Below are 22,311 nucleotides of genomic sequence, written 5' to 3'. Positions count from 1 at the left end.
GGTCATCCTTTACGCAGGTAAAACCTGGCTTGCGCCAAGTTGATCAAAGTCCATATTGATGTAAAAAGGCAAATGTACCGCTTGGCTTCCTAATTGAATACCAAACATATCGTGCAACGGAAAACTCGCTACTGACTTCACATCAAGGGTAAAATTATTAGTTAACAACTTAAGTTGGTGAATTTTTTTTATCACTGATGGAGAATGCACAACAGAGCGATAAACGGCACTTGTACCCTCTCCATCTGGGAATTGCTTAAACAATATTTGATCCATTTGCGGGTGAATAAACCCCTCAAACAGTTGCTTAATTAATGAAAAATCCACGCCTTTAACTTCATCATCAAAAAAATCAGCCACTCGCTTCGAAAAAAGAGCAAGGTTATCTAATAAGTTTTCTGATGTGTTGATATTGTCTTGTTCAATTGATAATAGTTCATGCATTGCAAGCTTTGAATTAGCCGAGAACACATCAAAACACGGCAATGAAATTGAAAAACGTGATGTTTTGTTCGCCGGTGTGGGCATGTCATAGTCACATAAATATTTGTTGTAACCCCATACCTCACGCCCATTTATTAGCGCATAAATATTATTCACACTAATGAAGGCGGGATACCAATACAGGTGGGCAATATCACCATTAACCACTTTAGAAACAGGTAACCAAATAATAATGTCGGTTTCTTGCATCCAGCCCTGTTCAGAAAACGGAGGGGTCAGAGACGATATTTTTTCAATATCAGTAAACGTGAGTAAACACACACTGCCTAACACATTGAATGACACAGAATCATTTGCAACTGTATTGAGTGTCGCATCGACATATTGCTGCATTTTTTGCTCACAAGCAGACACGAAAAAACCATACATTGCCGCGTTAATCATGCGGCATGGCGGCTTAGCAACGGGGTTTGATAAAAAGTGGCAGTATTTATATGGGTTAGTCATAGTCATTAACTAAATTGTTGTTTACTCATGACTATAGACTAGTTTTACTAGTTCGTTACAAGTTGTTCATTGCATTTTTTGGTGAAAAGTTGCTCTATATACGCTTGGTAACCAGCATGATCAAAATTATCAGATAACGGGTTCATAAAACCATGGGCATACTGTGATACTTCACAGCTGACATTCGGTTTATCTCTGAGTGTAGCCACCACTGGTGCAATATCAAAATGTGCTTCACTGTGCGCAAAAATAAACTGACAAGGCACTGTCGCCGATAAATCAAGGTGATTTCTAACTTGTGATGGGTAAAATGCAATAATTTTCTTTATGTAGGGGTTTTGTAATTCTGCTTGCGCTCGCCAAACTGCTGATGCTCCCGCACTAAAGGCAATGATCGTAGTTGGTCGCTTAACAGCGGCCATTTTAATGTAGACTCGCTCAAGATAGGTGTCGTGACCACACTGATTCAAAAAGTGTTGATATTGAACATGCTCAGAAACCGGTGTTTGTATTTCTCCTAAATAAGGTTCACACAAACTGACTTTGCCACTAAGCTGCTGCGCAAGCTGTGATAAATGTGCTGTATTTCCGAATATATCTGACACCAAAAGGTAGTTCATTTATGTACTTCTGTGTTGTTATTATTGTGCCCGTAAAGAATACGCGTGTTTCAAATAAACATCCAGAAAAATAATACTTGCGTTTAAATATTTATTGCAGTAGTCTACTCGTCTGGTTTTTATAAACCTCGCGGTTAACCCCTTACCTTGATCCAGTAATTCCCGCATATTCGTATAAATATTTGCACCTGTGTGACTCAATGACATTTTGATGAATTTTAAAATTATCACCAAACTGTCACAAATATAGTCAACACTGTAGGCAAGACAACAAATGTCAGTCTGTATTATAAGTTCCCTTACAAAGCTCTACAGAACACTGACAAAAAGAAAGAGTGAGTTTTATTATGTCATACAAATACAATGGATCTTTGATCCAAATAGCACATCCAGTGCAATCAATTTCGGTTAACAAACAGCGTGTAATTTTTAGCGACACGCAAGGCCTAAAGAATGCCATCTTCCAAAAGGCGAGCGATGCACGCCAATTTGTAAAATGGTTAAAGGCCAACTAAACCCAAACCGAAAAAGCGCCAGCATACCACGCTGGCGTTTTAGTTTTTAACTTTCGTACGCTTATCTAAATTCCTGCTACACTTATATTTTTAACCTACGAATAGGTAGTGAAAATGCGTTTGGCATGGTTTTTTTTACTATTTTTTTTGTGCCCTTTTGCAAATGCAACTAATCAATCTAAAACGATTGAATGGATCGTAGTTGATTTTGCCCCCTACTACATAATGAATGACCGTTACGAAGGCATGGGACGTGACGAAAGTGTCATTAAACTGCTTAAAAATGCTCTACCCGATTACACTTTCACACGCACTTTATTGCCTGCTAGTCGTGCCATTCATGAGCTATCAAATCCACACAATAATTACTGCATGTTGTCTCTATATCAAAGCGAACATCGCAAACAACACATTGCATTTACAACACACACGTCCACTGTAGGTTTGTCACCCTCCATTGCGATTCGTAAAGAGCTAATTGAAAAACTTAATTTAGATCCCTCTAAGCCGATATCACTAAAGTCATTACTTAACGACAAACACCTTGCATTAGGTGTATCAATGAGCCGCTCATTTGGCAGTAATATAGATAACGTAATTAACTCAAGCCATGATGCAAATATTATCTCAAGACCAGGCCGCGATACCCTTGCAAGCTTAACTTATATGCTACACAAAAAGCGCATTGATATTTTATTAGGATACCCAAGTGAGCATTATTATTTGGCGCACTCGATGGGATTCGAGAATGAATTAACCCAACTAACACTCTCTGAAGCGCCTAAATTAAGTGTTGGTTATATTGGCTGCACAAACAATGAACAAGGCCATGCAATGATTACCTTGTTAGATAAAGCGCTGGAGGAAATAGGGCATACACAAAATTTTGAAGATATCTTAGTACGATGGTTGCCAGATAACTTAAAACCAATCTTAGAAAAAAGGTTAAGAGATAGAAATGAAAGTGCCGCTCATTAAGCGGCACGTTTCGTGTAGTCGTTACTTACGAATACCTTCGATAAACAGGCCAATATCAACATGAGTTGATGCTGGGCCTAAGTTGTAATCAATACCATAATCAGCCAGTTTTAAGCTTGTTTCACCTTCAAAGCCAACACGGTAACCACCCCATGGATCTTTACCTTCGCCAATTTTATCAATTTCAAAAGTAATCGTTTTTGTTACACCGTTAAGTGTAAACTCACCAGTGACATCGGCTTCATCGCCTTCTTCATCAAACTTGATTGATGTGCTTTTAAACGTCGCTGTAGGGTATTTATCTACATTTAAGAAGTCTTTACCACGTAAGTGCTTATCACGTTCAGCATGGTTCGAATCGATACTTTTTGTGTCAATAGTGACATTGATCTTTGATGCATCCGGTGCTTTGTCATCGTAACTAAAATCACCTGAAAACGTATTAAAACGACCGTGTAACCAGCTATAGCCTAAATGTTTGATTTTAAATGTAACAAATGCGTGAGCACCGTCTGTATCAATCACATAGTCTGCGGCATTTGCATTCGCTGTAGATAAAAGTGCAGCGCTTAGTGCTGTGCTTAATAATAATTTTTTCATATTAATCATCCTTCAATGGTTTGATCATTCTAATTAAGGTTTTATCTTTATCGATAAAATGATGTTTTAGTGCCCCTAAAGCATGTAAAACAACAACACCTATAAGCCCATACGCGGCATAAAAGTGAATTTTACCTGCAATATCTTCTTGATTAGCCACCGACTCGGGTAAAGCCGGAACAGCAAATAAGTTAAATACGTCGATCGCACGGCCATCAGCCGTCGAAATTAAGTAGCCAGATGTAACAATGACAATAAGGGCTAAATAAATTAATTTATGTACAGAGTGCGCAGCCATGTTTACCGCTTTAGAGCTTCCTGCAACAGGGTCTGGTTGCGTGCCTAATAAACGCCAGCCAAATCGAAACAATAATAAAGCAGCTAAGGTAATGCCAACGCTTTTGTGTAAATCAAGAGAGCCTTTGTACCACGTATCGTAATAGGTTAACTCAACCATATAGACACCTAAGCCAAACAGACCAAATACTCCAAGTGCCATTAACCAGTGAAGTAAGATAGCTACCCAGCCGTAACTTGACTTTGAATTCTTTAACATACTCATTTCCCATGAGAACCATGAAACTAAACACAGCTTAGCTCAGCTGTAATACAATGAAAATAGCGTAAAACAAACAGCTTCTGTGCGTATACGCACAAGTAACATTAGAATAGTCAGTGGTTAGTGGATTAAAAGCTTCTCTCAGTAAAACGGGTGTCTAAACTCTGACAGCTTTAAACTTTAACTTTCTTCCACCAGCCCTACGTAAATCTGGCTATTGGCATCAACTTGAAAGCAGCTAATGAGGTTTTCTTTTACCAGCTCTAGCATAGCGATAAAGCTTACAACGACACCGCTTCGGCCTTCTTCAACGGTAAACAGCGTATGGAATGGTAATTGTGACTGGGCTTCGGATAGCTTGTCTAAAATTAAGCTCATGCGCTCACGAGTAGACAGCGCTTCTGCGGTGATATGGTGATGTTCAAATGTTTTAGCGCGTGCCATTACATCGCTTAATGCAAGTAACAAGTCTTTCATTTCGACGTCTGGTAATAGCGCTTCACGCTCGCTAAACTCGGGGGCTAATGCCTCTGCTACAAAAATATCACGACCTTCTCGAGGGATCTCGTCAAGGTTTTCTGCTGCTTTTTTAAATTGCTCGTATTCTTGTAAGCGTCTGACTAGCTCTGCACGCGGATCGTCGTCTTCTTCCAGTTCCTCATGTTTTGGTAACAGCAATCGTGATTTAATTTGTGCTAACAAGGCTGCCATCACTAGGTATTCACCCGCAAGCTCGAGTTGAAACTCACTCATCATTTCAACATAGCGAACGTATTGTTCCGTAATACTAAAAATCGACAGCTCTAGTACATCTAATTTATGCTTTTTAATTAAATACAAGAGTAAGTCGAGCGGACCTTCAAAGGTCTCTAAAATAACCTCGAGTGCATCGGGTGGAATGTATAAATCTTCAGGCTTGTCGACCACCGCTTTGCCATGCAAAAAAGCCAGTGGCAGCTTTTGCTGCACTGGCTCTTGTATGTCGTTTGGGGCATTACGCTCTGGGCTTGTCAATGATGTCTCTATATTTCAAACGGTTTAGTATCGCCACAACCAACACGTAAAATTTCGATATCATCATCTGATAAATCAATCACTGTAGTGGCCTGTTCAGGAAGATAACCACCATGAATAATTAAATCAACTTGCTTTTCGATGCGATCACGAATTTCATCGGGATCAGCTTCGGTGAATTGCTCACCCGGTAAAATTAAGGAACACGACATCAACGGCTCCCCTAATTCAGCCAATAAGGCACATGTAATCGGGTGTTCAATAACGCGAATACCAATGGTTTTTTTCTTTTCGTTTAGTAAACGTTTAGGAACTTCCTTGGTTCCTTTAAAAATAAAGGTGTACGGTCCTGGTGTGTTATTTTTAATCAGCCTAAACAGCTGATTGTCTACACGTGCATATGTTGAGAGCTCAGATAAATCGCGACATACCAAGGTAAAATTATGGTGTTTTTCAATGCCTCGAATACGTTCTATGCGCTCTTTTGCTTGTTTATTACCAATACTGCAACCAATCGCATAACCCGAATCAGTTGGGTACACGATAACTCCACCTTGTTTAATAATATCAACAGCTTGACTAATTAATCTAGGTTGTGGATTATCTGGATGGATATGAAAAAACTGACTCATTACACGCTCCTATTGCCCTTCCCACGCTTGCCAAACACCTTGGCAATCTTTGGGTAAGTATAAATTTTTTCCCAGCTCCAACCAGCTTGTAGGAAAATGAAAGTCTGACCCCTGTGAGGCGAGTAAATCATATTCTCTAGAAAGCTCACCTAAAAACTGGCGTTCACTTGGTGCTTGCTGGGGTTGTGCAACTTCCATTGCATCGCCCCCCGCGTTTTTAAACTCGACTATCAACTTACGCAACCACTTATTCGACATTTGATAACGACCAGGATGCGCCAGCACAGCCACCCCACCCGCTTGATGAATAGCCGCTATCGCCGTTTGCATATCGCACCAGCAACTTGGTACATAGCCTGTTTTGCCACGGCCTAGGTATTTTTTAAAGACACCGGGAAAGTTTTTGGCTACGCCGCGCTCAATGAGTGCGCGAGCAAAGTGCCCGCGGGTAATTTGGGCATTGTCGGCAAATGCTTTCGCTTCGTCATAAATACCTTCAAAACCATTTTTTGCGAGGCGATGACCTATTTCGATGGCACGCTCTTCACGCTTCGCCTGTTGCGAGCTTAATAGCGAAATCAAGGCTTCATTCTCATCGTCGATATTTAAACCAACAATATGAATTTCAAAGCTTTCCCACTTAGTTGACACTTCAACACCGGCAATTAATTTAAGCGGTAAATCGTCATTCGCAATGATGTCACGTGCAGGGGCTATCGCCGCCAATGTGTCGTGATCGGTAATTGCGAACACATCTATATTTTTTTCAACCGCGCGGTGTAATAGTTGCTCGACTGATAGCTGACCATCAGAATATGTGGTGTGGCTATGTAAATCGTATTTTATCAAAGGAAAAGACTGCTTAACGTAAGTTCTTGAATCATTGATAGGAGTATAACAAAGATTTTATACTAATTGTTGTAAATTAATGCTTGACAGTATCGGCTCAGGTACGCTTTACTGTATGCACTTTAAGACACGTTGAAAAAGAAATAACAATGAACAAAACAATTCAAATCACAATTTGGTGGTGGCACTCGTAACTAGCGGGTGACGAATTGTCGTGTCTATACGATTTCAAAACCCGCTCATGTAGCGGGTTTTTTTATATCTAAATTTTAAGGTTTTATAAATGAATAACATAGCAACTCTTACACATCATTGGTGGTGGCGCCTGGCTTAGCGGGACGGTAAGGGTCTATCTAATTTATAGACATTATTATACGAACCCCGCTTAAGCATCGCTTTGCGGGGTTTTTATTTTTGGGAATGAGGGAGAATAAGGTTTGATTTTTAGTCATATAACAACGACACCGGGTGAGGTGACCAGTATCACTCAAGTGCGTGACTACATTAGTAGCCCACTTGCGTTATACAGTTTACTCGATAAACCCAATTCACTGCTGTTAGAGTCTGCAGAAATTGACTCTAAAGACAGTGTCAAAAGCCTAATTTTGGTTGACTCAGCGCTACGTATTGTTTGCCATGGTAAACACGTCACACTGACAGCACAGTCAAATAACGGCAAACAATTACTACCTTATTTACAAAGCCATGTGCAAAACTGCGATGCAGTGCTTATTGAAGACACTCTCACATTGACCTACAACGAAGTAGCGAGCGATATTGACGAAGCCAGCAAACTGATTGCCGACAATGCTTTTAGCGCTCTTCGTAGCTGTATAAACAGTATAAAAAGCACCACAGACAACCCTTTTTCAGTCTTTCTTGGCGGGGTGTTTGCCTACGACATGGTCGCAAATTTTGAAACGCTGTCTGACGTACCTGAAGGTGAAAACAGCTGCCCAGACTATGTTTTCTATTTAGCCGAAACACTTGTGATAATTGACCATCAAGCCAAAACCACCGAGTTGATTGGTAATGTGTTTAACGGCCCAGAAGTGCATGCCAATTGCTTCGAAGTCGGTCAGCAGCTAGAACGCTTGAACAGCGTATGTGACAACGCAGCGCAATACCAAGGACAAAAGCAAAGCGGTGCAAGCTCTGTCTCGGTTGATGTCAGCGATGAGCAATACTGCGAGCATGTCATCAAATTAAAAAAGAACATTGTCGATGGCGATATCTTCCAAGTCGTACCATCACGTACTTTTTCTCTTACCTGCCCAGATTCACTTCATGCCTACAGCCAACTTAAGCAACAAAACCCCAGTCCTTACATGTTTTACATGCGCGACGAAGAGTTTGTGTTATTTGGTGCATCGCCTGAGTCAGCACTTAAATATTGTGTTGATAGCAAGCAAGTTGAAGTGTATCCAATTGCAGGTACTCGCCCACGCGGTAAATTTGCCAATGGACAAATAAACCCAGATTTAGACAGCCGCATTGAACTTGAACTACGTAACGACCAAAAAGAGCGCGCTGAACATTTAATGCTGGTTGATTTAGCCCGTAACGATGTCGCCCGTATAAGCGTGCCGGGTACACGCCATGCCAAAGAGCTATTAAAAGTAGACCGCTACTCACAAGTGATGCATTTAGTTTCACGCGTGGTCGGTACATTAAAACCTGAACTTGATGCCCTGCATGCGTATCAAGCATGTATGAATATGGGCACCTTAGTCGGTGCTCCCAAAGTACGAGCCGCTGAACTTGTACGTCAAACAGAACAAAAGCGCCGTGGTAGCTACGGTGGTGCAGTTGGTTATTTAACCGGTGATGGTGCGATGGACAGCTGTATTGTTATTCGCTCAGCCTTTGTGAAAAACGGCATGGCTTATGTACAGGCAGGTGCTGGCGTGGTGTTTGATTCAGACCCGCAGTCAGAAGCCAATGAAACGCGCGCTAAAGCACAAGCAGTGATTACCGCAATTCAATCGACTTATGAGGCACAATAATGAACACACCATCAGCCTATAAAATCTACTTTTTAGATAACTTTGATTCATTTAGTTATAACTTAGTCGATGAACTTTCTATGTTAGGGTGCGAGTTAGTGGTATACCGTAACAATATCAGTGCACAAAGCATTTATAACAAAATGTGCCAAGAAACTGTGCCAGTATTACTCGTGTTATCACCTGGGCCGGGAGCCCCCTCAGATGCGGGCTGCTTAATGGCATTAATTGAGCTTTGTAAGGGACGTTTCCCAATGCTAGGTATTTGTTTAGGCCAACAAGCATTAACACAAAGTTATGGTGGCGTGATTGGCCATGCAGGTGAAACCGTTCATGGTAAATCGTCGATTATTGCGTTGTCTGATCACCCTGTATTTGCAGGGATGGGTGAAAAAATGCCAGTAGCGCGTTATCACTCACTCATGGCAACTAAAGTGCCAGACGCAGTCGATGTCATTGCCTCGTATGAAAATATTCCAATGGCAATTTATCACCCGCAAGATAATGCACTTGGTTACCAGTTTCATCCAGAATCGATTTTAACGCCAAACGGCGCCTTGCTATTACAGCAAAGTATTGAGTTTTTAACCGCACGCGTGCAGTAGAGGAATAACATGGAAGCAACAACCCTATCCCCGTTAAACCAATTATTGGCCAATCAACACTTATCGTTTGAGCAATCAAGTGCCTTATTCGATGCAATAATGAATGGCCAATTAAATGATATAGAGCTAACTGCTGCACTTATCGCGTTAAAATTTAAAGGTGAAACGAGCGACGAAATCGCTGGCGCTGCAGCATCTATGCGCGCCAACGCAGTGCCATTTACCACCAGTAAAACACTGTTAGCCGATAGCTGCGGTACCGGTGGCGATGGCTCAAATACGATTAATATAAGTACCACGGCTGCCATTGTTGCCGCAGCCGCGGGTATCAATATGGTAAAACATGGCAACCGTAGCGTATCGAGTAACTCGGGGTCAGCTGATTTACTAAAAGCCTTGGGCATCAATATTGATATGAGCCCAGAGCAAGCTGCCACATGCTTAGAAAACACTGGCTTTGCATTTTTATTTGCCCCGCATTATCACAGCGGTGTGCGTCATGCGATGGGGGTACGTACTGCCCTGAAAAGTCGCACTATTTTTAATATTTTAGGTCCGCTTGCCAACCCAGCCGCCCCCCACGTGCAATTGCTTGGTGTCTACGATGCATCTCTTTGCTTACCGATGGCCGAAACCCTAAAAACCCTCGGCACGCGTCGCGCTATGGTAGTGCATGGAGCCGGTACCGACGAAATTGCGCTACACGGCGAAACCAAGGTCGTTGAGCTCAATGATGGCAAACTAACCGAGTACACGCTGACAGCAAACGATTTTGGTCTTGCAAACTATTCACTTGAACAATTAGCAGGTCAAGGCCCAGAATATAATGCGAAAGCCAGTTTAGCGATTTTACAAGGCCAAGGGGAAGACGCTCACAACGCAGCCATTATTGCCAACGTTGCAGCGCTACTTTACCTAACAGGCAAAGCAAGCGACTTAAAAACAGCCGCGAAACACGTAACCGAGTTGTTAGCATCTGGCAGCGCGATGAACACATTGAACGCAATTATTGAGGTAAGTCATGGCTAACGTATTAGACAAAATTGTTGCCGACAAACGTATCGAACTTGAAACCAGAAAAGCACAGCGTCCACTTACATCATTCATTGCGGATGTTGTGCCAACCACCCGTGATTTTGAAGGTGCGCTGGCAGCAAAAGGCACACAATTTATTTTAGAATGTAAAAAAGCATCGCCTTCTAAAGGGCTTATCCGTGAACCGTTTAACTTAGATGAAATTACAGCGGTCTATAAAAAATACGCAACCTGTATAAGCGTATTAACCGACGAGAAATATTTTCAAGGAAGCTATCACTACCTTGAGTATGTGCGCAGTCAGGTTGAGCAGCCGATTATTTGTAAAGACTTTTTCATCGATGAGTACCAAGTGTATTTGGCACGGTTATCAGGCGGTGATGCCATTTTATTAATGCTGTCAGTACTCAATGATGAGCAATACTTAGCACTGCATAACGTCGCAGATACTTTAAATATGTCGGTGCTGACTGAGGTTAGCAACGAAGAAGAAGTGAGCCGTGCACTTGCACTGAATGCTCGTTTGATTGGCATCAACAACAGAGACCTGCGTGATTTAAGTACGGACTTGGCAACCACTGAACGCTTACGCACCTTAATACCAAACGACAAAGTAGTTATTTCAGAGTCTGGTATATACACACACAACGATGTAAAACGCCTTGCTCCTTTATGTGACGGTTTTTTAATTGGCAGTTCACTCATGGCTGAACGCGATTTAGACGCAGCTTGCCGCAAGGTGATTTTAGGTGAAAATAAAGTGTGCGGTTTAACCCGTTCACAAGATGCTGAGGCTGCTTATCAAAGTGGTGCGGTGTATGGAGGGTTAATTTTTTACCCTAAATCGCCTCGTTATGTTGATATTGACTGCGCAAAACAAGTGACACAAAGTGCCCCGCTTGCCTATGTTGGCGTGTTTGTTAACGCACCACTTGAACAAGTCGTTGACTACGCACAAAGCCTAAAATTAGCCGCCGTCCAATTACATGGCGATGAGAATAGCGAGTATATTCAAAGTCTCAGAAAGCAGTTGCCACTTGGCTGTGAGATTTGGAAAGCGCAAGCGGTAAATGGCACGTTACCAAAACCGCTTGAAGGGGTTGACCGCCACTTATACGACACATACAGCAAAACCCAAAAAGGTGGCACTGGCGAAGCCTTTGATTGGTCAATATTAGACACAGCCACAGTGCCATTTATGTTAGCGGGCGGCTTAAATCCAGAGAATATTCATGCAGCGCTTTATCGCGGTGCCAAGGGGCTTGACCTAAATTCTGGCGTAGAAGCGTCAGCAGGTAAAAAATGCCCAACAAAATTACACAATGCGTTTTCGCATATCAGAAATTATTGAGGTTAGAATGCAAAATCCAGCTTATTTCGGTGAATTTGGTGGTATGTTCGTACCACAACTGCTTGTACCAGCACTTAAGCAATTAGAAGCAGAGTTTAATAAATCACAAAACGATCCTGCTTTTCAGGCAGAATTTGAAAAATTATTGAATGAGTACGCAGGTCGTCCAACGCCATTAACGTTAACCCGAAACTTAATAAAAAACCCCAAGGTTAAATTGTATTTAAAGCGTGAAGATCTCCTTCACGGTGGTGCACACAAAACCAACCAAGTACTGGGCCAAGCGTTATTAACAAAACGCATGGGTAAAAAAGAAGTGATTGCAGAAACAGGGGCTGGTCAGCACGGTGTTGCAACAGCACTTGCGTGTGCCCTACTTGGTTTAAAATGCCGCGTTTATATGGGTGCAAAAGATGTTGAGCGTCAGCAGCCTAACGTGTTTCGTATGAAGTTAATGGGCGCAGAAGTTATACCTGTAACAGCCGGTTCTGGTACGTTAAAAGACGCAGTAAACGAAGCACTTCGTGATTGGTCTGCAAACTACAAAGATGCCCATTATTTGCTAGGTACAGCAGCAGGTCCGCATCCATTCCCGACCATGGTTCGCGAGTTCCAAAAAATGATCGGCGAAGAGGCAAAACAGCAAGTATTAAAAGCAGAAGGCCGTTTGCCTGATGCCGTATTAGCCTGTGTAGGGGGTGGCTCAAATGCCATTGGTATGTTCACTGATTTTATCGATGAGCCAAGTGTAAAACTCATTGGTGTAGAGCCTGCGGGTAAAGGCTTAGATACCCACCAGCACGGTGCTACTTTATGTAAAGGCACGAAAGGTATTTTACACGGCACCTATACGTACATTATGCAAGATAATGATGGCCAAATTGAAGAGTCTTACTCTGTTTCTGCTGGCCTTGATTACCCTGCGGTGGGTCCTCAACACGCTCATTTACATGAAACAGGCCGAGCTCAGTACGTCGGTATTACCGATACCGAAGCACTTGAAGCATTTCAGCTCCTTGCTAAAAATGAAGGGATCATCCCTGCGCTAGAATCGAGTCATGCACTGGCTTATGCACTGAAATATGCCGAGCAACAAACCGAAGACACAATTTTAGTGGTTAATTTAAGTGGCCGAGGCGATAAAGATTTGGCTCACGTTCACAGTGTTTTATCAGAAGGAGGCGCGCTATGAGCCAAACTAATCGTTACGGACACATGTTCGCCACATTAAACGAGACAAACCAAGGTGCGTTTGTGCCCTTTGTCACCATTGGCGATCCTAATAAAGAGCTCAGTGTAGAAATCATCAAAAGTTTGATAGATGGCGGCGCAGATGCGCTTGAGCTAGGTATCCCGTTTTCAGATCCAATTGCCGATGGCCCAGTTATTCAAGCAGCGAACATTCGCGCACTTGATGAGAACATAAATACCCAAGACTGTTTTGATATTATTAAACAAGTACGTGAATACAATGCCGACATTCCCATCGGTTTATTACTGTATTCAAACCTTGTGTTTAAACGGGGCATCGAAAAGTTCTATCACGATGCAAAAGACGCCGGTGTTGATTCAATTTTAGTGGCTGACGTGCCGCTGCACGAATCAAAGCTGTTTCGTCAAACGGCAATGAAAAATGGCATTGACCCAATTTTTATCGCAACCCCGAATGCCGATGACGACACCTTACGTCAGTGTGCATCTTATGGCCGTGGTTATACCTACTTGCTTTCACGCGCGGGGGTTACGGGCACTGAAACCAAAGCACAAATGCCTGCTGATTCATTGGTTAAAAAGTTAAAAGAGTACCATGCAGCCCCTGCTTTGCTCGGCTTTGGTGTATCAACACCTGATGATGTGAAATCGGCGCTTGAATCGGGTGCTGCTGGTGCAATTTCAGGCTCTGCGGTTGTAAAAATCATCGAAGCAAACCTTGACGACCAAGCAGCAATGCTAAGTGGTTTAAAGGCGTTTGTTGCCAGTATGAAAGCGGCAACGAAGTAATACCATTCCGCTTAATTAAGTGGTCTATTTTGAGGCAATAAAACCGCGTTGATAACAAGGCAAAAATTTAGTTATTTAGTTGTTCTAAATCAGAAATTTTTAACGTAGGTAGCGACTGGTTTAATCACTCAAAATGATTAAGTATTTTTGCGGAATGGTATAACGCGCAACCAATATTAAAAAAGGGCCCTGTGGCCCTTTTTTGCTTCTTATGACTAATGATGACGATGAACGCCTTCTTTTATTTCCTCAATAAACTTACGATTGAACGCCTCTAAGTCAGCAGGACTGCGGCTTGTTACAATCCCTTCGTCGACACACACTTCTTGGTCAACCCAATTGGCACCAGCATTAATTAAGTCGGTTTTAATGCTCGGATAAGAGGTCACTTTCCGATCACGTAATTTGTTAATCTCGGCTAATAACCATGGGCCGTGGCATATCGCCGCAATCGGTTTGTTCTTACCGGCACTGAAGAAGCCATCCACAAATGCTTTTGCATCGCTATCTTGTCGTAACGTATCTGGATTAAATAATCCACCTGGCAGTAATAACGCGTCATACTCCGTTGAATCAGCTTCACTCACAACACGGTCTACAGTGACACGCTCCCCCCATTGATTTTCATTCCAGCCTGTAATATCCCCACGTTCAAGAGATACCACTTCGACTAGCGCCCCAGCTTCTAATAAAGCGCTTCGTGGTGACAGTAGTTCGCTTTGTTCAAAGCCATTGGTGGCTAGAATTGCAATCTTTTTACCATTAAGTTGGCTGTTTAAATCTGACATGTTACCTCCTTATTACTGTGAAACTACACCAGTAAAAGCAGACAACATGCCAAGCTTAATGCATTGATATTATTGAAATTAAATTCAATGAGTTGCGACAAGCTCTGTAAATACTACAGTGCCTTTGCAAATCCTACTTAAAGGATATCCTTTAAGGCTTTAGCAGGCTTAAAAACAGGTTTATTTGCGCCTTCAATTTCAATTTCTTCACCCGTTTGTGGATTGCGGCCTTTACGTGCTGGGTAATAACTTAAAGCAAAGGTACCAAACCCGTTAATTTGTACTTGGTCACCTTCTGAGAGTGATTTTTCAATGGCATTTAACATACTATTCAGCGCTGCTTGGGTGTCTTTTTTAGTTAATTCACTGTGGGCTGCCATTTGCGACACTAAGGCGGCTTTATTCATAAACTGCTCCAAAATACGCCGCTTAATCATCTAAGGTTAAGCGGAAAAAGATAAGGTAAAACAACCTAAACACGGGTTTAGGTCAAATTGGCTCGGCAGGCTAAGCGTTAAGGAAAGCTAAGTCAACCTTGTATCTTAGCCAATATATTGATACAACCCATTATCTTTTTAAATGAGAGCATTTCAAAATCTATGCATGCAATTATTGAATATATTCCGCTGATTCTGTTTTTTGCGGTTTTCAAACTCGTTGATATTTACTGGGCAACAGCAGTACTTATGCTAACTACCTTGATACAAGTTGCGTATTGTTATTTTAAGGAAGGTAAAGTACCGACTCGCCACTGGGTCTTTTTTGCTATTGCCGTCGTGCTAGGAACATTAACGTTAGTTTTCCATGATGAGCAATTTGTACAATGGAAAGCCACAATTGTATACGCAATTTTAAGTTTCACCTTATTATTTAGCCGTTATGTACTTGGTAAAAACCTCGTAAAAAAAGCATTGAGTTCAATTTTAGAAAATGCCTCAGAAAGTAAACAAGAAGTCATTGTTCCCGACTCCTTGTGGAATAAACTAAATTTATTCTGGGTGGCTGTTACAGCGGGTATCTCAGCACTTAATATTTATATTGCTTATAATTTTTCACTCGATTTTTGGGTTAACTTTAAAGTATTTGGTTTAATGGGTATCACCTTTGTTTGCGTACTTGCGACCATTATCTTGCTGTTCAAATACTTACCTGAAGATGACGAAAACACCGATACGAAAGAGCTGTAATGTCATAAAACTGTCGTCTTAGCTTGGTAACGTAAACAAAAAACGCGCTGAGACGACATTGAACGCCAATCAATACCGCTGGTTTGAATTTACCCTCATATTTGTTTCGCTTCCGCTTTTAGGCTTCTTGTTACGCGCACACCTTGCGAATTGGCTGATACCCGCCCTAATCATTTTAATGAGTGTGTGTGGGATGTTACTGTTATCAGACCCCCACTTTAAGCGCTTTCGTTTAACCAGTCTTGGTCAATTTAGTGCCGTTAAGCGCAGACTATTTAGCTTTTTCTTTTTAGGTGCACTCTTTTCAGGTATGTTTTACGGCATCATAAATCAAGAAAATTGGTTTTCATTACCCCGAAACTCATTCAACGACTGGCTGTTATTGTTGCTGCTTTATCCTATTTTATCTGTGATGCCACAAGAGCTGATTTTTAGGACGTATTTTTTTCACCGTTATAAACGCATTATGCCAAGCAAAACAGTGCGGATTTTTGTGAGTGCTTCAGTCTTTGCCCTCGCTCATATTGTCTATGCCAATGTACTTGCGGTACTGCTTGCCTTTATGGGCGGCCTGTTGTTCTCCTATACATATGCGAAAAGCCGCTCCACTTTTGTTTGTGTTATCGAGCACAGCTTATGGGGGCTTTGGATGTTTACTTTGGGACTGGGTGATGTTTTAGATGCAGGGGCTATTTAGCGAATATAAAAAAGCCGCGCAAGGTGCGCGGCTCAATAACGAACGGTTTTTTAAAATCCGAAAATACTAAATGCAAAGAACTTCGTTGCGACAGTATTTACAAATATAAGCAGTAAAATAGCCGGAATAAATGTTGATAAAGAGAAGTTCACATACTTTTCTGTAAAGCTGCCTATATAACCTTCACAACCTTGGCTTAACTCTTCAGATAGATTTGCTTTTTTCCAGCGATACATAACGAACAAGCACACCATTAAACCATTCAGCGGCAAAATAGTATCGTAGAACACGTCATAAACAATATCGAATAAGCTTTTATCTGCGCCACCATAATTTACAAACGACGTTAACGACTCCACCATACCAAACGACATGGTGCATAAAACCGTTAAAACACCTGTTGAAAGCGTTAAAATAGCTAACGCTTTTTTACGGCTAATACCTTTACGATCGCTTAGCGTTGCTGTTGGTACTTCAACAATTGAAACTAATGACGTAATTGCGGCAAAAAACACCAATAAGAAAAATACAAAAGCAACGACCGACGCACCAAAGTATCCGATGTCAGCTTGAAGAGCTAACAGAATTTTGGGTAAGTACACAAAAATCATTGATACTGATGAATCTGATAACGTGCTTGGATCTGTATTTGGATTAAAACTAAAAATAGCAGGTAACACCATAAGACCAGCAATAAATGCCACTAATGAATCCGTGACCGCGACCATCTTTGCACTGCCAACAATGTCATCTTTCTTAGAAATATACGACGCATAGGTCATTAAGATACCCATACCTAACGATAAAGAGAAAAACGCTTGAGCCAATGCCCCATTTAATACGCTAGCATCCATTTTACTAAAATCTGGAACGATGTAATATTTAACACCCGCCATAGCATTATCAAGGGTTAATACATAAACAACTAAGGCCGTTAAAAGTACAAAAAGCGCTGGCATCATAAACTTCGCGGCTTTTTCAATACCTTCTTTAACACCACCCACCAGAATTAAATTGACAATAATGGCGACAACAGCCATGTAACCAAACACAGTATAACTGTTTATAAACGTGCCAAAATTATCTGGCTGAGCGAGTGCATCTAAATTACCCAATGCGGTTTGCGATAAATAACCAAAAATCCACACTGTGATTACCATATAAAAAACAGCAATCATAAATGGCGTTAATACTGCTAAAAAGCCTGCAAAGTTCCATTTAGGATCATTACCCGCTAAAAGCTTGTACGAACCAAGGGGATCTTTTTGCGCCTTGCGACCCATTGCCATTTCGGCCATCATTACCGGTAAACAAATAAAAATGACAAACAGTGCATAAACTAAAAGGAAAGCGCCACCGCCATTTTTAGTTGCCGAAACTGGAAAACCCACTAAGTTACCAATTCCTACAGCAGAACCCGCTGCCGCTAAAATAAAACCGAGGCGGGAGCTAAAATGCTCGCGTTTTTCGCTCATTTAAAAACCTTATTATTATTTTTTCAATCCCGCGACTCTACCAGTGTTACACCGCGTATTTCAAGCTTTATAAGTTAAAGCTATATGCCCAGCTGTAAAGATTATTACGCGAATAACTTCTCGTCTATTGACAAGAATATGCTACTATTTTCAAAAATTACTTTGGGAACACACCATGTTGTATATGATTTATTCAACAGATGTTGAAAATAGTTTAGAGGCACGTAAGTCTGCACGTCCTGCTCACTTAGCTCGCCTGCAAGAGTTAGCCGATCAAAACCGATTATTCACTGCGGGCCCATTGCCAGCAACTGACAATGAAGATCCTGGCGAAGCTGGATTTACTGGCTCTTTAGTCGTTGCAGAGTTTGAATCATTAGAAGCGGCTCGCGAATGGGCAGCCAACGATCCTTATATCGCTGCGGGCGTTTATGATAATTCTGTGGTTAAGCCGTTTAAAAAAGTATTTGGTTAAGCCCTTTTAGGCCTGAACTTAACTGAAGCAACAATTCAGTGTTTGTTCACTGCTTATTAACTAAAATTTGCTCGTTGAATCACTTAATTTAACGTTTTTACTTGAGTTTTAGTTAATTGGTTAATTAAACTAAAAGGGTCTGGTTTAGGAGTTCCCCATCATGCGCATATTGTTAGCCTTCAGTTTTAGCCTACTATTTGCACTTTCAAGCTATCAAGCTGCTGCAAATAACAAGCAACCTGCTGAGGTGACTAAAAAGCAAGCTGTTGTTATAGCTAAAAAAGCTGAAGATGGCCGAACCCTCAAGATCACAGAGCAAGAAAAAATATATACCGTGAGAATTTTAAAAACGAACGGCCATGTGGTTGATGTCCACGTGAACAAAAAAACTGGCGAAGTGAAAAAGGATTAAGAATGCGAATTTTAGTAATTGAAGATGATTTACATTTAGCAGACAACCTTCGTAATGCTCTAGAAAAAGAGCGTTATAGTGTAGACCTTTGTCACGACGGTGAAGCTGGTTTATTTCATATTACAGAGTACCCGCTTGATATGGCTGTGGTCGATCTTGGCTTACCAAAAATTGATGGTATTGAGCTAATCAACAAAGCACGTGCTCAGGGTATTACAATCCCTATTTTGATTTTAACAGCACGTGACCGTTGGCAAGATAAAGTAGAAGGCTTAGATGCTGGCGCAGATGACTATTTAACAAAACCATTTCATGTTGAAGAGTTAATTGCCCGTTGTAATGCACTTATCCGCCGCAGTGCAGGTAAAGCAAACCCAGAAATGACAGCGGGCCCGATAAAAATCCATACCCGCTCACAACAAGTCTGGGTTAATGACAGAGAATTAAGCTTAACGGCATACGAATACAAAGTGTTAGAGTACTTGATGGTTAATCCGCAAAAAGTGATCTCAAAATCTGAGTTAACTGAGCATATATACGACCAAGACTTTGACCTTGACTCAAACGTTATCGAAGTTTTTGTTTTACGTTTGCGTAAAAAGCTTGACCCTGAGGGTACATTGAACCCTGTTGAAACATTACGCGGCCGTGGTTACAGGCTTAAAAGTCAGTGGTAGCATCGCAAATTCCGCTTAAAGTAAGGCAAGGATTTATCCTTGTCTTTGTTTTATTGGTCGCTTTACCCATTTTATTTTTCTCAATTGGTAAAGCTTATTATGCCTCCTTAGTCGAAGCGACCGAAAAAACCCTTGAAGCTCACCTTTACTCATTGATCTCTGAAGTTGATTTCACCGAGCGTGGTATTGTGATGCCAAGCACAATTTTAACGCCAGAATTAAACCGATTAAATTCAGATACCTATGCAATGATTTACCGAGGTGATTTACCCGTCTGGTATTCTGAGTCAGCCACAAATATTAATTTTATTCCCGATAACTTTGAAGCGCCTGCAGGCTCCGCTGATTTTCGCCGTGTAGAGTACAATAATGTTGTGTACTGGCAATTAACGCTCACCGTTATATTAGAAAACATCGATCAATCAGAACATGCTCGCTTCATTTTGCTCAAACGCAACGACGCCCTATTGCGTTTAATGGATGGTTTTAAACAAACACTCGTCAATTGGATGTATGTAATGGGGGTAGCCATTGCGGCATTGATGGCAATCGGCTTTGTTTGGAGTGCGCGACCTTTACAACGGTTAGATAAAGAAATTAAAGCGATTGAATCGGGTGATAATCAACAAATAAGAGGGCTTTACCCTGTTGAGCTACAAACAATCAAAGCCGATTTAAACCTTTTGCTTGAATCACAGCAGCGACAAAAAGAACGTTACCGTGCTTCACTCAGCGACTTGGCGCATGCCCTAAAAACACCGCTGGCTGTATTAAAGTCGAGCCCTTTAGCCAATGACGCAGATGCACAAGAACAGCTAGACCGCATAAATGTGATGATCGAACATCAATTAAAACGCGCTGCAACGGGAGCATCTGACACGTGGAAAAAGCAAACCCACATCAAACCTGTTATTGATTCTATCCTAAGTGCAATGACTAAAGTGTATCGTGATAAAGATATTATTTTTACTTCAGAGGTGAGCGAAAAAGATTACTTCTTAGGGGATAAAACTGATTTAATGGAGCTACTTGGGAATTTAATTGATAATGCATGTAAAGCCTGCCGTTCTCAGGTCGATATAAAGGTTATACAAAATAAAACGTTAACAGTGAGTATCTGTGATGACGGCCCGGGTGTCCCACACGATAAGCGTGAATCGTTATTAACACGTGGCACACGTCTAGACACTTACGAAAGCGGTCATGGGGTGGGTATGGCCATCGTTTCCGATTTAGTAAACTCCTACAATGGCACACTAACAATCAGCGATGCTGAAAAACTAGGTGGTGCAGAGTTTATCTTAGAGTTTAATTATCATGATAAAAAATAGAGCTTCTTTAATCAGTTCATCAGCCCTAATAAGCTTACTCGCCCTCAGCTCGCATGCAATCGCAGATCAAATCTGTGTGCTTAAAGGCAATCATCCTGATGAAACTAGGCATTATATTCAATGCTTAGATCAAACCATTGAAGATTTACAACGTGACCATAAAATGTGGGTCAACAAACTTACAATGGATATCGAAAAAATTAAAGAAGAGACAGGTAATAGTCAACTTTTGCCTATTTTTCAGCGTAGTTTAAAAAACCAAGAACGTTATTTAGAAGACAGCTGTCGTTGGCGCTACTTACAAAAAATGCCAAATGCAACAACAGCGGCAATTACCTATAAACACTGTGAGATTGAGATTTTAGAAAATCATATTAAAGTTTTACAACGACCATTAAATTAAAAAAGGCGCTTAAGCGCCTTTATTAATCTTCTAGTTTTAACTCTTCACCATTACCAAGCAAAGTAGCAAGCCAGCGCCCTTCTTGACTTGTCTCTAGCGCAATTTTAACGATCATCGTAAGCGGTACCGACAACAACATACCTACAGTACCCATGAGCCATCCCCAAAATATTAACGATAAAAAAACCACCAGCGTTGATAAACCAAGGCCTTTACCCATAAATTTTGGTTCAACAATATTTCCCATTACAGTGTTAATAACAAGATAACCACCGGCAATAAAACTGGCCACCAGCGGGCCCTGGGTTATCAGCGCCAATAATACTGCAGGTATCGCGGCAATAATCGACCCTATATTAGGAATGTAGTTAAACATGAAAGCAACAACACCCCACAGCACAAAATAATCAACATTAAGCGCCCAAAGCATAAAACCAGCCAGCAGACCCGTGCCTAGGCTCACCATCGTTTTTATGGCTAAATAGGAGTTAATTGAGTCTAAGAAACGGTCAATTTGCTTCATTTTCATTTCGGGGTCATCTAATGCCAAATGTATCTTTTTGCCCAACATAGGGCCTTCAAACAGCATGAATACTACGGTTAGAATAATCAAAAATAGATTTGCCATTACACCACCCAGCCCCGTTAGCATGTTAGTGGCAACATCGATTATTTTACCTGGATCAAACAGTGATATTATTTGTTCTTTGTCTATCAAAATGTTGTAACGCGCGGCAACATTGACTACCCACACAAATTCTTCTTTTAATTGCGCTTTATATTCTGGGAGATTTTTCGAGAAATCTGTCATCGATTGCCCAACCAACCCGGCAAGACTGATCCCCACACCAACAATTATCATCATTACAAATATCACTGCTATCGCTTTGGGGATGCCATATCGGGCAAAAAAACGAATTAAGGGATTACATATAATGGCAATAAATGCCGCCAAGACAAATGGAATAACAATCACACTTGCAGCTTTAATTCCTGCTAGAACAATAACTAATGCAGCAAATATCACTAAACTCTTATTAACACCCGTCAAACTCGACAAAATAAAATCCTTGTAAACTATTTCCCCCAGTGTAAGTGAAATGAGCAACAAAATAAATCACAACGCACTTGGCATAATAAGTGCTTAGCA

At 41.3% G+C, this 22,311-nt stretch carries 25 protein-coding genes; 14 read left to right on the top strand and 11 right to left on the bottom strand.

The annotated features are described in order from the left end of the window. Positions 1-9: 9 nt before the first annotated feature. Both GZH31_RS06865 and GZH31_RS06860 read right to left on the bottom strand, forming a co-directional pair. On the bottom strand, positions 10-951 hold the full coding sequence (locus GZH31_RS06865) for an acetoacetate decarboxylase (RefSeq protein ID WP_143474478.1): 942 nt from the start codon (positions 949-951) through the stop codon (positions 10-12). A gap of 47 nt (positions 952-998) precedes the next feature. Further along, positions 999-1,571, bottom strand: a complete 573-nt coding sequence (locus tag GZH31_RS06860; RefSeq protein ID WP_118844204.1) for a dienelactone hydrolase family protein — start codon at positions 1,569-1,571, stop codon at positions 999-1,001. Between the two features lie 629 nt (positions 1,572-2,200). Here GZH31_RS06860 and GZH31_RS06855 point away from each other — a divergent pair. Continuing rightward, a complete protein-coding gene (locus tag GZH31_RS06855) occupies positions 2,201-3,064 on the top strand; it encodes a transporter substrate-binding domain-containing protein (RefSeq protein WP_180311509.1) in 864 nt (287 codons plus the stop codon). Positions 3,065-3,085: 21 nt separating this feature from the next. Here the strand turns inward: GZH31_RS06855 and GZH31_RS06850 are convergent, their stop codons facing one another. The 5 genes from GZH31_RS06850 to GZH31_RS06830 all read right to left on the bottom strand — a co-directional run bounded on the left by GZH31_RS06850 (position 3,086) and on the right by GZH31_RS06830 (position 6,718). Next, complete coding sequence (locus GZH31_RS06850; protein ID WP_036968973.1) at positions 3,086-3,664, bottom strand: YceI family protein; 579 nt, start codon at positions 3,662-3,664, stop codon at positions 3,086-3,088. A gap of 1 nt (position 3,665) precedes the next feature. Further along, positions 3,666-4,220 carry a cytochrome b gene (locus GZH31_RS06845; RefSeq protein WP_036968975.1) on the bottom strand — a complete coding sequence of 185 codons (555 nt, stop codon included), beginning with the start codon at positions 4,218-4,220 and terminating at the stop codon, positions 3,666-3,668. Positions 4,221-4,403: 183 nt separating this feature from the next. Continuing rightward, positions 4,404-5,237: a ScpA family protein gene (locus tag GZH31_RS06840; protein WP_374027193.1), complete on the bottom strand. Its 834-nt coding sequence runs from the start codon at positions 5,235-5,237 to the stop codon at positions 4,404-4,406. Positions 5,238-5,245: 8 nt separating this feature from the next. Further along, entirely contained in the window at positions 5,246-5,869 is a 624-nt protein-coding gene (locus tag GZH31_RS06835) for an L-threonylcarbamoyladenylate synthase (protein WP_036968977.1), read from the bottom strand. Positions 5,870-5,878: 9 nt separating this feature from the next. Then, positions 5,879-6,718 carry a PHP domain-containing protein gene (locus GZH31_RS06830; RefSeq protein WP_075593665.1) on the bottom strand — a complete coding sequence of 280 codons (840 nt, stop codon included), beginning with the start codon at positions 6,716-6,718 and terminating at the stop codon, positions 5,879-5,881. 437 nt (positions 6,719-7,155) lie between these two features. Between GZH31_RS06830 and GZH31_RS06825 the strand changes: the two genes are divergently transcribed. From GZH31_RS06825 to trpA, 6 genes are read left to right on the top strand one after another with little or no spacing between them, the layout of a single operon-like run. Then, on the top strand, positions 7,156-8,724 hold the full coding sequence (locus GZH31_RS06825; RefSeq protein WP_118844202.1) for an anthranilate synthase component 1: 1,569 nt from the start codon (positions 7,156-7,158) through the stop codon (positions 8,722-8,724). Further along, positions 8,724-9,329: an aminodeoxychorismate/anthranilate synthase component II gene (locus GZH31_RS06820; RefSeq protein WP_065979808.1), complete on the top strand. Its 606-nt coding sequence runs from the start codon at positions 8,724-8,726 to the stop codon at positions 9,327-9,329. Before GZH31_RS06825 ends, GZH31_RS06820 begins: the two co-directional genes overlap by 1 nt. A 9-nt stretch (positions 9,330-9,338) precedes the next feature. After that, a complete protein-coding gene (trpD, locus tag GZH31_RS06815) occupies positions 9,339-10,358 on the top strand; it encodes an anthranilate phosphoribosyltransferase (protein ID WP_118844201.1) in 1,020 nt (339 codons plus the stop codon). Next, complete coding sequence (trpCF, locus tag GZH31_RS06810) at positions 10,351-11,715, top strand: bifunctional indole-3-glycerol-phosphate synthase TrpC/phosphoribosylanthranilate isomerase TrpF (RefSeq protein ID WP_118844200.1); 1,365 nt, start codon at positions 10,351-10,353, stop codon at positions 11,713-11,715. Before trpD ends, trpCF begins: the two co-directional genes overlap by 8 nt. Before the next feature lie 7 nt (positions 11,716-11,722). Then, on the top strand, positions 11,723-12,907 hold the full coding sequence (gene trpB / locus GZH31_RS06805; RefSeq protein WP_036969276.1) for a tryptophan synthase subunit beta: 1,185 nt from the start codon (positions 11,723-11,725) through the stop codon (positions 12,905-12,907). After that, entirely contained in the window at positions 12,904-13,716 is an 813-nt protein-coding gene (gene trpA, locus GZH31_RS06800) for a tryptophan synthase subunit alpha (RefSeq protein ID WP_036968988.1), read from the top strand. The genes trpB and trpA overlap by 4 nt, the downstream gene beginning before the upstream one ends. Positions 13,717-13,931: 215 nt before the next feature. On the opposite strand, the gene GZH31_RS06795 is transcribed toward trpA, so the two are convergent. Then, positions 13,932-14,504 (bottom strand): type 1 glutamine amidotransferase domain-containing protein, encoded by a 573-nt coding sequence (locus GZH31_RS06795; protein WP_036968990.1) that lies wholly within the window; start codon positions 14,502-14,504, stop codon positions 13,932-13,934. A 137-nt stretch (positions 14,505-14,641) separates the two neighbouring features. Beyond that, positions 14,642-14,911, bottom strand: coding sequence for an HU family DNA-binding protein (locus tag GZH31_RS06790; RefSeq protein WP_065979805.1), 270 nt, complete (start codon positions 14,909-14,911; stop codon positions 14,642-14,644). Between the two features lie 192 nt (positions 14,912-15,103). Here GZH31_RS06790 and GZH31_RS06785 point away from each other — a divergent pair, with 192 nt between their 5' ends. Next, positions 15,104-15,691: an inner membrane-spanning protein YciB gene (locus GZH31_RS06785; RefSeq protein ID WP_180311508.1), complete on the top strand. Its 588-nt coding sequence runs from the start codon at positions 15,104-15,106 to the stop codon at positions 15,689-15,691. 58 nt (positions 15,692-15,749) lie between these two features. Then, on the top strand, positions 15,750-16,388 hold the full coding sequence (locus tag GZH31_RS06780) for a CPBP family intramembrane glutamic endopeptidase (RefSeq protein ID WP_036968994.1): 639 nt from the start codon (positions 15,750-15,752) through the stop codon (positions 16,386-16,388). 50 nt (positions 16,389-16,438) lie between these two features. Here the strand turns inward: GZH31_RS06780 and GZH31_RS06775 are convergent, their stop codons facing one another. Next, entirely contained in the window at positions 16,439-17,863 is a 1,425-nt protein-coding gene (locus GZH31_RS06775) for a sodium-dependent transporter (RefSeq protein ID WP_036968996.1), read from the bottom strand. Positions 17,864-18,038: 175 nt separating this feature from the next. On the opposite strand from GZH31_RS06775, the gene GZH31_RS06770 reads away from it, so the two are divergent. From GZH31_RS06770 to GZH31_RS06750, 5 genes are all read left to right on the top strand, one after another. Beyond that, the gene (locus GZH31_RS06770; RefSeq protein WP_036968998.1) at positions 18,039-18,338 is read left to right on the top strand and encodes a YciI family protein; all 300 of its coding nucleotides are present in this window, start codon (positions 18,039-18,041) and stop codon (positions 18,336-18,338) included. 160 nt (positions 18,339-18,498) lie between these two features. Further along, positions 18,499-18,750: a PepSY domain-containing protein gene (locus GZH31_RS06765; RefSeq protein WP_074988345.1), complete on the top strand. Its 252-nt coding sequence runs from the start codon at positions 18,499-18,501 to the stop codon at positions 18,748-18,750. Positions 18,751-18,752: 2 nt separating this feature from the next. Beyond that, positions 18,753-19,427 carry a response regulator transcription factor gene (locus GZH31_RS06760; protein ID WP_036969002.1) on the top strand — a complete coding sequence of 225 codons (675 nt, stop codon included), beginning with the start codon at positions 18,753-18,755 and terminating at the stop codon, positions 19,425-19,427. Further along, on the top strand, positions 19,421-20,758 hold the full coding sequence (locus GZH31_RS06755) for an ATP-binding protein (protein ID WP_074988346.1): 1,338 nt from the start codon (positions 19,421-19,423) through the stop codon (positions 20,756-20,758). The genes GZH31_RS06760 and GZH31_RS06755 overlap by 7 nt, the downstream gene beginning before the upstream one ends. Then, complete coding sequence (locus GZH31_RS06750; protein WP_118844199.1) at positions 20,745-21,161, top strand: hypothetical protein; 417 nt, start codon at positions 20,745-20,747, stop codon at positions 21,159-21,161. Before GZH31_RS06755 ends, GZH31_RS06750 begins: the two co-directional genes overlap by 14 nt. 22 nt (positions 21,162-21,183) lie before the next feature. Here GZH31_RS06750 and GZH31_RS06745 read toward each other — a convergent pair whose 3' ends face one another. Then, positions 21,184-22,221: an AI-2E family transporter gene (locus GZH31_RS06745; protein WP_036969008.1), complete on the bottom strand. Its 1,038-nt coding sequence runs from the start codon at positions 22,219-22,221 to the stop codon at positions 21,184-21,186. Positions 22,222-22,311: the final 90 nt, after the last annotated feature.

Origin of the sequence: Pseudoalteromonas sp. JSTW, assembly GCF_013423925.1 — a bacterium.
In the GTDB taxonomy this organism is placed as follows: domain Bacteria; phylum Pseudomonadota; class Gammaproteobacteria; order Enterobacterales; family Alteromonadaceae; genus Pseudoalteromonas; species Pseudoalteromonas lipolytica.
Note: the sequence above shows the minus strand (reverse complement) of the source record. Positions and strands in the feature narration are given on the sequence as shown.